We start from the raw sequence: 13,186 nt of genomic DNA on the forward strand, positions 1-13,186 counted from the left end.
TCGCCAAATCAGAACATTTCAGGAACGATCAATCGGAACCCATCGCCGTGGCCAATGCTGAAAAGTTCATCGTGCTTCCTTTACCGCAAAAACCGCGGCAATCTTGTGCCCGGCGAAATGCGCCAGGCGTCGAATTCCGTCAGTGCTGAAAAGATCGCCTCGGCGATGGCTGAGCGGTTTGTCGGCGTGGCGGCCTATGCCGTGATCGTCGACGAGGAAACCGGCGACATGTCCTCGCCGCGACTGCTCGCCCGATATGGCGAGATTGCCGATCTTAACGCTGCCTGAGGCGCCGTTTTCACTGTGGAAACGTCGCTTTACCTGCCGGTCAAAACCTTCCTGGAAGCGGCCGGCTATGTCGTGAAGGGCGAGGTCGGCGCATGCGATCTCGTCGGCTTGAGCGAGGGCGAGCCGCCGGTCGTGGTGGTCTGCGAACTGAAACTTTCCTTCAACCTCGAACTGCTTCTGCAGGCGGTCGACCGCGCCGCTATGAGCGATGAAGTCTGGATCGCGGCGCGCGTTTCGGCCAAGGGGCGCGGGCGGGAGGCCGACAGGCGCTTTCGCGACCTCTGCCGGCGGCTCGGTATCGGCATGCTCGGCGTCTCCGATGGCGGCGAGGTCAGCGTCATCGTCAGTTCCGTCTCGCCGATGCCGCGCACCAACCCGAAGCGGCGCACGCGTCTTGTCAATGAGCATCAGCGCCGTCGTGGCGACCCGGCTGTCGGCGGCGGCTCGCGGGCGCCGATCATGACCGCCTATCGTCAGCAGGCGCTGCTTTGCGCTTCGGCACTCGATCGGGGAATCGTAAGGCCTCGAGATATGAAGGCGCTTACATTAAAGGCCGGTCCGATCCTGCGCGACAACGTCTACGGATGGTTCGAGCGCATAGAAAAGGGCATCTACGCCTTGACGCCGGCGGGGCAGGCCGCGCTTTTGCGCTGGCCGCAGCCTGTCCTCTCAGACCCGGCTCACTGAGCGCCGCAGCGGGATCGCGAACATTCACCGTCGCTGCTTTCCAGTTGTGGGTGACAACAGTCGTGAAGACACCTGTGAAGGAAGTGTCATTCTCTTTGACAAATCCTGCATCATCGCTCATATCACCCTCAAACTGGACCGCCTGCGCGACATTCGCGTGGGCGGTTTTGCATTTCAATGGCTTGGACCCTGCAATTCATTCGCAACCGCAGGAGGACGATATGAGCGACAACGGCGATCTTACGGTTCGCAAGCTGGCGATGTGGGGCATTCCGCTGTCGCTCGGTGTCATGGGACTGAAGATGGTGGCCTGGTGGGTTACCGGGTCGGTGGCGCTGTTGTCGGATGGGCTCGAATCGACCGTTAACGTCGTGGCCGCCTTCATCGCCTTTTTCGTCATCCGCTACGCGCAGAAACCGGCCGATCACGACCATCCTTTCGGCCATCACAAGGCAGAATATCTGTCCGCGGTCACCGAGGGCGTGCTGATCGTGGTCGCCGCGCTGCTGATCGTCAACGAGGCGGTGGGGTATCTCGCAGCACCGCGCATGCTCGATGCGCCGGTGCTCGGCCTCGCGATCAATTTGGCGGCCGGTGTCATCAATGCGGTCTGGGCGCGGCTGTTGATCCGGACCGGGCGTAAATACCGCTCGGCGGCGCTCGCAGCCGACGGGCAGCATATCTTGTCCGACGTGGTGACCTCCGCCGGCGTGCTCGTCGGCCTGTTGCTGGCGCTGGCGACGGGTTATGCGATCTTCGACCCGGTGCTCGCCATTCTCGTCGCCGTCAACATCCTCTATCAGGGCTGGAAAGTGATCTCGCAATCGATCGGCGGGCTGATGGATCAGGCGGTGGATCCGCTCGACGAAGAGGCGATCAAGCAAGCGATCGCCACCCATGCGGCGGGCTCGATCGGCGTGCATGACCTGAAAACAAGGCGGGCGGGCACCGTCACCTTCATCGATTTTCACATGGTCGTGCCCGGCACTATGTCGGTGCGGCAGGCGCATGATATATGCGACCGCCTTGAGGATGCCATCAGTGCGGCGCACGAGGGCGCTAAAATAGCCATTCACGTGGAGCCGGAGGGCGAAAAGGCCCATGGCATCCGCGTCAAAGTCGTCAAGGAGGCATGATGCCGAATACCGATGTTTCCAGCCTGTCGATGCTGGGTCAGCAAACCGAAACCGCGCAATCGCCGGAGGCGGCGGTGCTTGAAAAAGTGCCGTCCAATCATGCCGGCACCGATTACGTCGTACGCTTCACCGCGCCGGAATTCACCTCGCTCTGCCCGATGACCGGGCAGCCGGATTTCGCCCATATCGTCATTGATTACATTCCGGGCGAATGGCTGGTGGAATCGAAGTCGCTGAAGCTCTTCCTGCATTCCTTCCGCAACCACGGCGCTTTCCACGAGGACTGCTCGATCTATATCGCCAAGCGCATCGTCGAGCTGCTCAATCCCAAATGGTTGAGGATCGGCGCTTACTGGTATCCGCGCGGTGGTATTCCGATCGACGTGTTCTGGCAGACTGGCAAACCGCCGGAAGGTGTATGGCTGCCGGATCAGGGCGTCGCCACCTATCGCGGACGTGGGTAAGCTGCGGCGCCGCCAAAGGCGCCAGTGAATCGATTGCAGCAGCGAACGCCCTGAGCTAGAGCGAAGGGCCGGGATACGGTGCGGCGGTGTAAAATCAACCGCCAATTTCTGCCCGTCAAACATCCGTAACGTCGCCGGACGAGTCATCGCTATAATCGTCGCCGTCGTCATAATCGGCCTGCTGCACATTGTCGTCATTGTCATTGCCGGCAATATCCGAGGCCTGGCGGGCGTCGTCATTGCCGTAATAATTGTTGATGATGGTTTCCTCGGTGGGCGCGCTGGCATTGCCGAAGGGGTTGGCGCCGAAAGGCGAGCCCCAGCCGAGCGAGGACATGTGATTGCCGAAAATGCCGCTCAGTGAATTGGCAAGCAGCATGCCGCCGGCAACGCCGGCGGCCGTGCCGAGCGCGCCGCGCAGGAAACTGCCGCCGGCTGATGGCGCACCGGCCTGCTGGTTCCAGGGACCGGTCGGCTGCTGCTGCTGTTGCCGGCCATCGCGGTCGTAGCCGCGGGAATCCTCATAGGAGCGCGATTGCTGACCCCAGGGACCGGGATTGGAGGGAACCGGTGCCGGCTGCTGCGTCTGGGTGTTGCCGAAGATCGAGCTCAGGAAGCCGCCGCCTTGTTCGGCCTGGCGGTGATCGCTCGCCCCGGCTTCCAGCTGGCGGACATGCTCTTCGAGTTCCTTGATATGGTTGGCGGCCGCTTCCAGCCCCTTTTCCTGCACGATGACGGCCTGGGCGAGATAATAGGTGGCGGAGGGCTGTTCGCGCGTCGCCTGGTCGATCAGGGCCTCGGCGTCGCGGTCGCGCGGCTGCGCCGCTGCTGTGCGCACGCGGTCGAAGAGGGCGGTCAGCAATTGGCGTTCTTCGGGTGACATGTTCTGCCTCCTGTTGGTCCGGAGCGCTCTCGTATCCGACCGGACGCGTAAAGCGCTCCATGGTTTTTCGCTGCAGCTATCGCTGCGTAAGGTTGAGGTAGGAACCGATTCAGGCTTTTCAAAGCCTTTCACCGTTACATTTCAGTAAGGCTTGCAGAACGGCGCGCGGCTTCTTAAGGATATCTCCATCGCTTCGGTGCCTTGTGTTTTTCCCGCATTGTTTTAGGCATTGAGTCGCACTATGTGCGGGGAAGCCGAATTCATCTCCAAGAGGTTCGAATGAACGACGAAGACCAGGACGACAAGACGAAGGAACTGCCGCTCGGCAAGGAAACGGAGGCGAATCTTTTCAAGTCGCGTTCGATCTTCATCTACGGACCGATCAATCAGGAATTGGCGCAGAAGGTCTGCTCGCAGCTTGTGGCGCTTGCCGCGGCCGGCGACGAAGATATCCGCATCTATGTGAATTCGCCCGGCGGCCACGTCGAATCCGGCGATTCCATCCATGACATGATCAAGTTCATCAAGCCGAAGGTCTGGATGATCGGCACGGGCTGGGTCGCCTCCGCCGGCGCGCTGATCTATGTCGCCGCCCCGAAGGAGCGGCGCCTGTGCCTGCCGAACACCCGCTTCCTGCTGCACCAACCCTCGGGCGGCACCCGCGGCATGGCATCCGATATCGAGATCCAGGCACGCGAGATCATCAAGATGAACGAGCGCCTGAACAAGATCATGGCGGAGGCCACCGGCCAGCCGCTCGACAAGATCGCCAGGGATACGGATCGCGACTACTGGCTGTCGGCCGAAGAGGCGAAGGACTACGGTCTCGTCTCGCGGATCGTGACGTCACAGGCCGATATCTGAGTTTTTCATTTGAAGCTTTTGAACGCCCTCGCCTGCAACATCAGGCGAGGGCGTTTTGTTTCTGCCGGTCTTGGCCGGCATGGAGAGCCTGACGGATAGGAAGACGCGGGTGCTGAACGGAAAGAGCTGAGTTCGGGCTTGCGCCAGCGGCAACCATCATGCTCCATGCGCCATTCCCGCAGATCGCCGAGTCCCGCCATGCTCAAAGATTTTTCCGTCCAAGCCCTGTTCATGGGGCTGCTGACCGCCTTCGTCGGTTCCGCCAGCTCGTTTGCCGTCGTGCTGCACGGGCTCGAGGCGGTCGGTGCGACAGATGCGCAGGCGGCGTCCGGGCTGATGGCATTGTCGATCTCCATGGGCGTCTGCGCGATCGTGCTGAGCGCCGTGACGCGGCTGCCAATCAGCATTGCCTGGTCGACGCCCGGGGCGGCATTGCTGGCAAGCACCGGCGCGATCGACGGCGGTTTCAATGCTGCGGTCGGGGCATTCCTGATCTGTGCAGCGCTGATCATCGTCGCGGGGCTGTTCAAGCCGCTCGGCCGGGCGGTTGCTGCCATTCCCGCGCCGCTTGCCAATGCGATGCTTTCCGGCGTGCTGATCGGCCTCTGCTTCGCGCCGGTGAAGGCAATCGGTTTCAATCCCGTCGTCGGCCTGCCGATCATCGGCGCCTGGATCGTCGTCGGCGCCTTCAAGCGCCTCTGGGCGGTGCCGGCGGCACTTGCGGCCTTCGTGCTGGTGCTCACCTTCGGTGTCGATATCCCGGACGGCGCGCTTAGGTCGCTCGAACAATCGCTGGTGCCGACGGCGGAAATCGTCCGGCCGGTGTTCAACCTTGCCGGTCTCGTGTCGATCGCGCTGCCGCTCTTCATCGTTACCATGGCATCGCAGAACATTCCCGGTATCGCGGTGCTGAAGGTCAATCACTATGATCCGAAGCCCGGCCCGCTTTTTGCGGTCACCGGCTTCTTCTCGCTGCTGTCGGCGCCGTTCGGCGGCCATGCCGTCAATCTGGCGGCAATCACAGCGGCAATGTGCGCGGGCCAAGATGCCCATGCCGATCCCAAGCGGCGCTACTGGGCGTCACTGATCGCCGGCGTCGGTTATATCATCCTCGGCTTGCTCGCCGGCGTGGTGACGGCTTTCGTCGCCTTGGCGCCTCCTATCCTGATCGAGGCGGTGGCGGGACTGGCGCTCGTCGGTGCCTTCTCGTCGTCGGCGATGTCGGCCTTCCAGGCGCCGGAATCACGTGAGGCGGCGGCGATCACCTTCCTCGTCACCGCCTCCGGCATCTCCTTCGGCGGCATATCAGGCGCCTTCTGGGGATTGATCGCCGGTGGGCTGATGCTGGCGCTGTCACGGCTGGTGAAGATGTCGAAGGATCGGGCTCAGCCACGGTGATGGAGGTTGCCGTGCCGCAAGGGCTTGCCAGTTCCGCCGCCCAAGGTTATAAGCGCGGCCATGAAGACCACTGGCGCCAGGATTTCCAACACGATTGCACGCGGCCGCATCGCCTTGCGTGACAATACGCGCGCCCTGACCTCGCTTCTTCTCCTCGGCCTTACGCGCGGTTGCCGGGTCCTTTGAGGAGCGCCCGGCGGCCGAAAGCCCGCCCGGCCATCGCTCCTCGCGACTCATTTTCAAAATTGACCTAACGACCGACAAAGGTCCGCATTTGTTTATCGCCAAGCCTGATGTGATCGGCTAAGAGCGGGGCAAATGCCGGGACGAGGAGACGATACCATGGACGCGAAAACGCAATCCTCCAAAAGCGCGACGAGCCCTGCAAAGGGCATGCCCGACGCCGCGGTGAAATACCGGCCCTATCCGCAGGTAAACATTCCAGACCGCACTTGGCCAACAAAGATCATCACCAAGGCGCCGGTCTGGTGCTCGGTCGACCTGCGCGACGGCAACCAGGCCCTGGTCGACCCGATGGGCCACGACCGCAAGGCGCGCATGTTCCAGCTGCTGCTGGAGATGGGCTTCAAGGAAATCGAGATCGGCTTTCCCTCGGCTTCACAGACGGATTTCGATTTCGCCCGCTGGTGCGTGGAGGAGGGCAATGTGCCCGCCGACGTCTCCCTGCAGGTGCTGGTGCAGTGCCGGCCTGAGCTGATCACACGCACCTTCGAAGCGCTGGAAGGCGCAAACAGGCCGATCGTGCACTTCTACAACTCGACCAGTGAGCTGCAGCGCCGCGTCGTCTTCGCCAAGGATGTGCAGGGCATCAAGCAGATCGCCGTCGATGCCGCCAAGATGATTACCGACATGGCCGTCAAAGCCGGCGGCGGCTACCGCTTCGAATATTCGCCCGAGAGCTTTACCGGCACGGAGCTCGAAGTGGCGCTGGAAATCTGCAACGGCGTCATCGAGGTCGTCAAGCCGACGCCCGACAACAAGCTGATCATCAACCTGCCGTCCACCGTCGAGATGGCGACGCCGAACGTCTATGCCGACCAGATCGAGTGGATGTGCCGCAATCTCGACAATCGCGAGAACCTGATCATTTCGCTGCATCCGCATAACGATCGCGGCACCGGCATCGCCGCTGCCGAACTGGCCTTGCTGGCAGGTGCCGACCGCGTTGAAGGCACGCTGTTCGGCAATGGCGAGCGCACCGGCAATGTCGACATGGTGACGATGGCGCTGAACATGTTCACGCAAGGGGTCGATCCCGAGATCGACTGCTCGAACATCGAGCGGATCAAGGAAGTGTTCGAATATTCCAACCAGATGGCGATTTCCGAGCGTCACCCTTACGTCGGGGAACTGGTCTATACGGCTTTCTCGGGTTCACATCAGGATGCGATCAACAAGGGCATGAAGGCGGCGCAGGTCGCCAACCATCCCGTCTGGGAAGTGCCGTACCTGCCGATCGACCCGCGCGACGTCGGCCGTTCCTACGAGGCGATCATCCGCATCAACTCGCAGTCCGGCAAGGGCGGCATCGCCTATATCCTGCAGCAGGATTACGGGCTGAACCTGCCGCGCAACCTGCAGGTCGAGTTCCGCGAGGATATCCAGCGCATCACCGACGTCGAGGGCAAGGAGCTTCCTTCGAGGCGGATCTACGATCGTTTCATCGAGCGCTATGTGACGCAGCCCGATGCACGCCTGAGGTTTGTCGATCACCACACCTATCCCGACACCGAGCGCAAGGGTCAGCGGATCGTTGCGGCCGAGATATCAGACAATGGTGAGATCAAGCGCATCGAAGGCCGCGGCAACGGTCCGATCGACGGCTTCATCAACGCACTGTCGCACTATCTCGGCATCGAGATGTCGGTCGAGGATTATTCCGAGCATTCGCTGCAGCACGGCTCGAACGCAGCGGCGATCTCCTATGTCGAGACCTCCTATCCCGGCGGCAAGCTCTTTGGCGCCGGCGTCAACACCAATATTGTTGCGGCATCGCTGGAAGCGATCGTCTCGGCCGCCAACCGCGTGCTCGACGTTAAGGCTGGTAGAGTCTGATCAGATAGGGTTCAGGCCGCGATCGCGTCGGTGCGGCGCGGCCTGACGATGCAGTCGGCGATCTCGCCGGCTTCGTTCCTCGCCTCGGCGTGGCGCTGACCCCATTGGCAAAGCGCCAGCAACACCGGTTCGAGATCAAGGCCAAGTTCAGTCGTGCTGTATTCGACGCGGGCTGGTACTTCGGCGAATACTCGGCGGGCGACCAGCCCGTGTTCCTCCATCTGGGCTCAAGGTCATCGATGGCGGCCGCTTTCCGATGCATCAAGCGGCGGGGTTACATCGCGCCATCGAGGAACGCAGAGTGGTGGGCAAGGTCGTGCTTGTGCCTTAAATCAATAAAGCAGAGCAGGGAACCATGCTCTGCCGTCAGATCGCCGCAGCGATCTTCATGGCGAGCTGGCCTAGCGTCGCTTCGGCGGAGGGGCCGGCAAGCACGTAGGACGTGCCGGCATTATGCCATGTCACGAGACCGATCTCGTCCTTGATGGTTTCCTTGAAGTCGTCGGTCTCCGGTGGCTGCGCATCCTTGCGGAAGCAGATGGAGATGACGTCGCCGTCGGCGTTGGAATAGACGAGCTGGCCGACAGGGCGGCTGTCGCCAAGGATGACGCGTGCGCCCTGGAAGGTCCAGGACTCGCCACTGAGATCGGGCACGCGGAAAGGCACGCCGATCGCGGTCGTCAGCCAGCTGGAGATTTCCTCGGCCTGCGAGGCGGGCACTTCGACGAGATGCCGCGGCTGGCGGATCAGCAAGCGCTGATAGGCGGTGACGTCGCCCAGCCAGTCGTTGGTATTGGCAGGCGCCGTGGCGGAGGTCGTGGTGGCGATTTCATCGGCATCCGGGCTGATGCCGACGAAATAGCCGATGCCGCAACCGACGGCGAAGAGAATAAGCGCGGCGGCCAGCGCCTGCGGGCCGCTCGGCGCCAGCTTCACCGGCGGACGCGTGGCGCGCTGGGCGATCGGCGTCTTCGGCGGCTGCGTGCTCTTGATCGAGCGGACGAGGGCAAGCGGCACCGGCTCCTTCAGGATGTCGTCGAGGCGGCGGCGGCCGAAATCGGCGCCGTGTCGAAGTTTCTCGTGCAGCCGCCGCGCATTCTCGTCCTCTGCCAGGCGCTGCTCCAGCTCGTGGCGCTGTTCGGGCGAGACCTCGCCATCGAGCAGAGCGGTGAGTTGGGCTTCGAGCGGCAATTTCCTGAGATCGGGCAATTCAGTACCTGTGGATCGGGTGGGAGCCGGCAAGCCCGGCAAAATGCAGCCTGGCGGTTGCGATCTGCGAAACGACATTTGCCACCGGAACGCCCATGATGTCGGCCGCCTGCTGGTAGCTGTGGCCTTCGACATCGACAAGCAGGAACATGCTGCAGATGCCGTCCGGCATCTCCGCGATCATGCGATGGATTGCGTCGGGATCGACCGCAGCCGAGCGTTCGCGGGCGGCCTCTCTGATATCGGTGACGTTGCCGCGGACGGAGGCCTTCGGCTTGCGCTTGCGGCTATCCTCGGTCCATTGCTGGCGGGCAAGCGTGTAGATCCAGCTTTCCAGCCGGCCTTCTCCGCTCCATTGATGGCCCTTGGCGATGGCGCGCTGACAGACGGCCTGGACGAGTTCGTCGGCCATGGCAGCCTCACCCGCGAGCGTGATCGCGAAGCGGCGAAGGCGGGGCAGAAGGCCGACGAGATCACGCCGGAGATCGATGGTCGTTGCGGGTTGACGCATTGTCTATCCAAGAAGCATTCACGATGGTTTCGCGGACGAAGGGTTTGCCCTCGGGCGCGAAGCCGGCCTTATCGACGCCGACGCTGCATGTGCTTTATGAAGCAAGTCTCCTGCACTTCGCAAGCATCCGGCTGTCTTCATCCCCTTTTCTCAAGGGATTTTCGTATTATGGGCCACAAAACTTGCGTCAATATGTCTTGTAGCCATTCAAGCTTTGCAGCAGAGCGCGATAGGCCCATGTGCCTTCGCCGCCGCGATCGCGGATTTCGACGAGCTGGACGCGGGCTCCCTGGATATCTCCCTGTTCTACCAGCGCCATGCCCATGTAGGAGCGGGCGAGGATATAGTTCTCATCCGCCTGCAGCGCCTTGCGGTAGTAGGACATGCCGAGCTCCATGCGGCCGGCCTTGCGGTTGGCGTAGCCGAGATAATTCAGGATGCGCGGGTCGTTCTGATTGCGGGCGAGATTGAGCACGGTGATGGCGTTCTCATATTGGTCCGCATAGGCAAATTCCCGTGCGAATTTAAAGAGATCGTCGTCGTTGAAGCTGCTCTTCTTCGGATTGACGCATTCCTTCTTGGCCTTGTCCCAGACCTTGCCTCCGGTGCAGGTCTTCGTCGTCTCGGTCTTCGGCGGCGGATTGGTGTCATCATTACCGCCGCCGACCGCAAAAGCGGCCGTGGCGATGCCGAAGGCAAAGCCGGCGGCGAGCGAAAGTCTGGACAGGTGACGGAAAGAAGAAGTCATCGGCGGGCTCCGTTCTGAGGCGATGCGGTTGGGCCGGATTGTACGCTTACCGCCAAAAATACCAAGTAGGGTAAGCAGCCTCTACAGCAATTGTTGCGACGATCGCCTGACCTCCTCTCAGATCGGTTCAAGTGCTGGAGGAAAGGAGTCCGGAACCGATGCTAACGTACGAAAATATCAGCGCTTTCCCGCATTACTGCGTCGCCTGATCTGTTGAGGCTGAAACGCTCGCCGCTGAGTTCCCAGGCGCCGGGAGAACCGTCGATGGAGAAGAGGTTGTAGGCAGCGGGCGGCTTGATGCTGCCCGGTCCCTGCGAAGCCGAAGCGATGCCGACGACGGGCACCGGCTGCACCTGGCCACGCAGCCAATGCAGCGTGTTCAGGTGGGTGTGGCCGTGCAGCACGAGTTCGGCGCCGCCGGTCGAAATCACCGCGGCGAAGCGGCGAATGCCGATCATGCGCTTATAGAAGGTGGTGGCGCCGCGGATCGGCGGATGATGGATCATGACGACCCGGAAGAGACCGGCTTCGCCGGCTGCGCGCAGCATATTGACGGTGTCGCGGGCCTGGCGCGCGCCGAAGAAGCCGGAGGCTGCAAAGGGCGGCGTGGCGACCGCGGTCGAGCAGCCGACAATCGCGACTTTGTCGCGGATGCGCAGATAAGGGAAGATGTGGCGATCCTCCTGCCATTGCGGCGGGGAGAGATCGCCGCGGACATAATCGTACCAGGCGCGCATCGACTTCTCGTAGGCGCCGGGCACATAGGCGTCGTGATTGCCGGGAACGACCGAGGTGTCGGCGGGGTCGCCGAGTTCGCGCAGCCAGGCGGCGGCGGCGCGGATCTCAATGCCGCTCGCCAGATTGACAAGGTCGCCGGTGACGGCCAGATGATCGGCCTGATGGGCGCGGATGTCGTCGAGCAGCAGATCCAGCGTGCTGCCGAAAAGGTGCTTGCGTCGGTTTCGATGCCAGTTCACAAAGCCCGTTATACGTTTTGAAAACAACTCCTGGATGGAAAGACGGGGCAACGGCCCAAGGTGGACGTCGGAAATATGCGCGAGCTTGAACATGCTACGAGACATAGACCAGCTTATTGACAAATCAAACACATCCGGCGCGATGAAGGTCTGAAACGGAACGATGGTGGATAAAGAAAAGCGGCCCCTACACATCAGGACGGCCCTGCGCCTTCTGCATGTCTATTTCTCCTTCGCCCGCGGCATGACGATGGGCGTCAGGGCTGCCTGCTTCGATGCGGAGGGGCGAATTTTCCTGGTGCGCCACAGCTATGTCGGCGGCTGGCATATGCCGGGCGGCGGGCTGGAGCGCAACGAGACGGTCGAAGAAGCGCTCGCCAAGGAATTGCGCGAGGAGGGCAACCTCAGGATCATCGGCAAACCGCAGTTGGTCCAGGTCTATTTCAACACCACGACCACCCGTCGCGACCATGTCGTGTTCTACCGGGCGAGCGTCGAGCAGACCGCGCCGCGCCCACCCGACTGGGAGATCTCCGACAGCGGCTTCTTCTCGCTCGACAGCCTGCCCGAAGGCACGACCGAGGCGACGCATCGCCGCCTCGCCGAGCTTCGGGGCGAGCAGGAGCCCGATCACCGCTGGTGAGAGGCAAGTCTCAAGCCGCGGCAAGCCGCTGCATAATTTCTTAAATCGGAATCGATTTAAGAGTAAATTATGCAGCAATTTAAAGTTCTACAGCGTCCTTTGCGCGTCTAAAAAGACGCGCGGCGCTGTAGCGCGACCGTGCGGGCTGTCGAGATCGAGCGCCGGGCCGACGGGGACGATGCCGGTCGGATTGATCGTCTTGTGGCTGCGGTAATAGTGGTGCTTGATGTGCGTCAGGTTCACCGTCTCGGCAATGCCCGCCGTCTGGTAGAGATCTCTCAAGTAACCGGGCAGGTTGCGATAATCGGCGATCCGTCGGATGTTGCATTTGAAATGGCCGACATAGACGGGGTCGAAGCGCACCAGCGTCGTGAACAGGCGCCAGTCGGCTTCGGTCTGACGGTTGCCGAAGAGATAGCGGCCCTTGCCCAAGCGTTCGTCGAGCCTATCGAGGGTTTCGAACAGCTTGCCGACATTTTCCTCATAGGCTTCCTGGGTGGTGGCGAAGCCCGCCTTGTAGACGCCGTTGTTGACGGTGTCGTAGACGGTGGCGTTTAGCGCGTCGATTTCGGCGCGGAGATCCTCGGGATAAAAATCGGTCCTCGCGCCGGTCAGCCCGTCGAAGGCGCTGTTGAACATGCGGATGATCTCGGCGGATTCGTTGCTGACGATCGTGCCGGTCCTTTTGTCCCAAAGGACGGGAACGGTGACGCGGCCGGAGTAATGCGGATCGGCCTTCGCATAGATCTGCCAGAGCGTGGCTGAACCGTAAAGCTGGTCTCCGGTGGCGCCGTCGCCGACTTTGAACTCCCAGCCGTTATCGAGCATCAGCGGGTCGACGACCGAGACCGAGATCAGATCCTCCAGCTTCTTCAGCTTGCGGAAGATCAGCGTACGATGCGCCCAGGGGCAGGCAAGTGAGACATAGAGATGATATCGCCCGGCTTCGGCCTTGAAGCCGCCGCTGCCGGATGGGCCGGCTTGACCGTCCGACGTCACCCAGTTGCGGAACTGCGAGGGCTGCCGCTTGAACTGGCCCTTGCTCTCCTTCGTGTCGTACCAGACATCATGCCAGACGCCGTCCACCAGCATTCCCATGATCTTCATTTCCTTTGGTTGCGTGTCGGGGCCTGACTTAGCTGAGATAGCGGGGCTTTGCAGGCGGTAAAGGTTGAACAGTGTGTCACGCCGTTCGAGCACTGCATAGTTTCGAGTGCCGTCCCTTGCATTTTGCGTTGGACTGCGGAAATTTTTCCTGCTATCCGCCTTTTCACGATTTTAGGATCCTTGCCTGATGTTCAT

General features: G+C 61.7%; 14 protein-coding genes and 2 pseudogenes. 9 read left to right on the forward strand and 7 right to left on the reverse strand.

Annotation, left to right across the window (positions count from 1 at the left end):
* The first annotated feature begins 47 nt into the window (after positions 1-47).
* The 4 genes and pseudogenes from ATY29_RS04855 (at position 48) to queF (ending at position 2,575) form a co-directional block, all read left to right on the forward strand.
* Positions 48-288 (forward strand): annotated as a pseudogene (locus tag ATY29_RS04855) (hypothetical protein).
* Between the two features lie 15 nt (positions 289-303).
* Positions 304-975, forward strand: a complete 672-nt coding sequence (locus ATY29_RS04860) for a DUF2161 domain-containing phosphodiesterase (RefSeq protein WP_003565574.1) — start codon at positions 304-306, stop codon at positions 973-975.
* A gap of 221 nt (positions 976-1,196) precedes the next feature.
* Positions 1,197-2,111 (forward strand): CDF family cation efflux transporter EmfA, encoded by a 915-nt coding sequence (gene emfA, locus ATY29_RS04865; RefSeq protein WP_003565573.1) that lies wholly within the window; start codon positions 1,197-1,199, stop codon positions 2,109-2,111.
* Positions 2,111-2,575 (forward strand): preQ(1) synthase, encoded by a 465-nt coding sequence (queF, locus tag ATY29_RS04870; protein ID WP_003565572.1) that lies wholly within the window; start codon positions 2,111-2,113, stop codon positions 2,573-2,575. The genes emfA and queF overlap by 1 nt, the downstream gene beginning before the upstream one ends.
* A 115-nt stretch (positions 2,576-2,690) precedes the next feature.
* On the opposite strand, the gene ATY29_RS04875 is transcribed toward queF, so the two are convergent.
* Positions 2,691-3,458 carry a DUF2076 domain-containing protein gene (locus ATY29_RS04875; RefSeq protein WP_003565571.1) on the reverse strand — a complete coding sequence of 256 codons (768 nt, stop codon included), beginning with the start codon at positions 3,456-3,458 and terminating at the stop codon, positions 2,691-2,693.
* A gap of 279 nt (positions 3,459-3,737) precedes the next feature.
* Here ATY29_RS04875 and ATY29_RS04880 point away from each other — a divergent pair, with 279 nt between their 5' ends.
* The 4 genes from ATY29_RS04880 to leuA all read left to right on the forward strand — a co-directional run bounded on the left by ATY29_RS04880 (position 3,738) and on the right by leuA (position 7,796).
* Positions 3,738-4,322 (forward strand): ATP-dependent Clp protease proteolytic subunit, encoded by a 585-nt coding sequence (locus tag ATY29_RS04880; protein WP_003565570.1) that lies wholly within the window; start codon positions 3,738-3,740, stop codon positions 4,320-4,322.
* Between the two features lie 165 nt (positions 4,323-4,487).
* Entirely contained in the window at positions 4,488-5,720 is a 1,233-nt protein-coding gene (locus ATY29_RS04885) for a benzoate/H(+) symporter BenE family transporter (protein ID WP_097535382.1), read from the forward strand.
* Positions 5,721-5,780: 60 nt separating this feature from the next.
* Positions 5,781-5,906, forward strand: a complete 126-nt coding sequence (locus ATY29_RS38165; RefSeq protein WP_280176715.1) for a hypothetical protein — start codon at positions 5,781-5,783, stop codon at positions 5,904-5,906.
* 156 nt (positions 5,907-6,062) lie between these two features.
* A complete protein-coding gene (leuA, locus tag ATY29_RS04890) occupies positions 6,063-7,796 on the forward strand; it encodes a 2-isopropylmalate synthase (protein ID WP_003565568.1) in 1,734 nt (577 codons plus the stop codon).
* Positions 7,797-7,807: 11 nt separating this feature from the next.
* Here leuA and ATY29_RS04895 read toward each other — a convergent pair.
* The 5 genes and pseudogenes from ATY29_RS04895 to ATY29_RS04920 form a co-directional block, all read right to left on the reverse strand.
* Positions 7,808-8,020: pseudogene (locus ATY29_RS04895) on the reverse strand (winged helix-turn-helix transcriptional regulator); the annotation flags it as partial.
* A 142-nt stretch (positions 8,021-8,162) separates the two neighbouring features.
* Positions 8,163-9,005: an anti-sigma factor family protein gene (locus tag ATY29_RS04905; protein WP_097535384.1), complete on the reverse strand. Its 843-nt coding sequence runs from the start codon at positions 9,003-9,005 to the stop codon at positions 8,163-8,165.
* A 1-nt stretch (position 9,006) separates the two neighbouring features.
* A complete protein-coding gene (locus tag ATY29_RS04910; protein WP_003565566.1) occupies positions 9,007-9,516 on the reverse strand; it encodes an RNA polymerase sigma factor in 510 nt (169 codons plus the stop codon).
* Positions 9,517-9,703: 187 nt separating this feature from the next.
* Positions 9,704-10,264: a tetratricopeptide repeat protein gene (locus ATY29_RS04915; RefSeq protein ID WP_025416755.1), complete on the reverse strand. Its 561-nt coding sequence runs from the start codon at positions 10,262-10,264 to the stop codon at positions 9,704-9,706.
* Between the two features lie 161 nt (positions 10,265-10,425).
* Positions 10,426-11,334, reverse strand: coding sequence for a metallophosphoesterase family protein (locus ATY29_RS04920; protein WP_097535386.1), 909 nt, complete (start codon positions 11,332-11,334; stop codon positions 10,426-10,428).
* 70 nt (positions 11,335-11,404) lie between these two features.
* Between ATY29_RS04920 and ATY29_RS04925 the strand changes: the two genes are divergently transcribed.
* On the forward strand, positions 11,405-11,884 hold the full coding sequence (locus ATY29_RS04925; RefSeq protein ID WP_003565563.1) for an NUDIX domain-containing protein: 480 nt from the start codon (positions 11,405-11,407) through the stop codon (positions 11,882-11,884).
* A gap of 87 nt (positions 11,885-11,971) precedes the next feature.
* Here the strand turns inward: ATY29_RS04925 and ATY29_RS04930 are convergent, their stop codons facing one another.
* Positions 11,972-12,982, reverse strand: coding sequence for a glutathione S-transferase family protein (locus ATY29_RS04930; protein WP_097535388.1), 1,011 nt, complete (start codon positions 12,980-12,982; stop codon positions 11,972-11,974).
* Positions 12,983-13,186: the final 204 nt, after the last annotated feature.

Origin of the sequence: Rhizobium hidalgonense, assembly GCF_002914525.1 — a bacterium.
Taxonomy (GTDB): domain Bacteria; phylum Pseudomonadota; class Alphaproteobacteria; order Rhizobiales; family Rhizobiaceae; genus Rhizobium; species Rhizobium hidalgonense.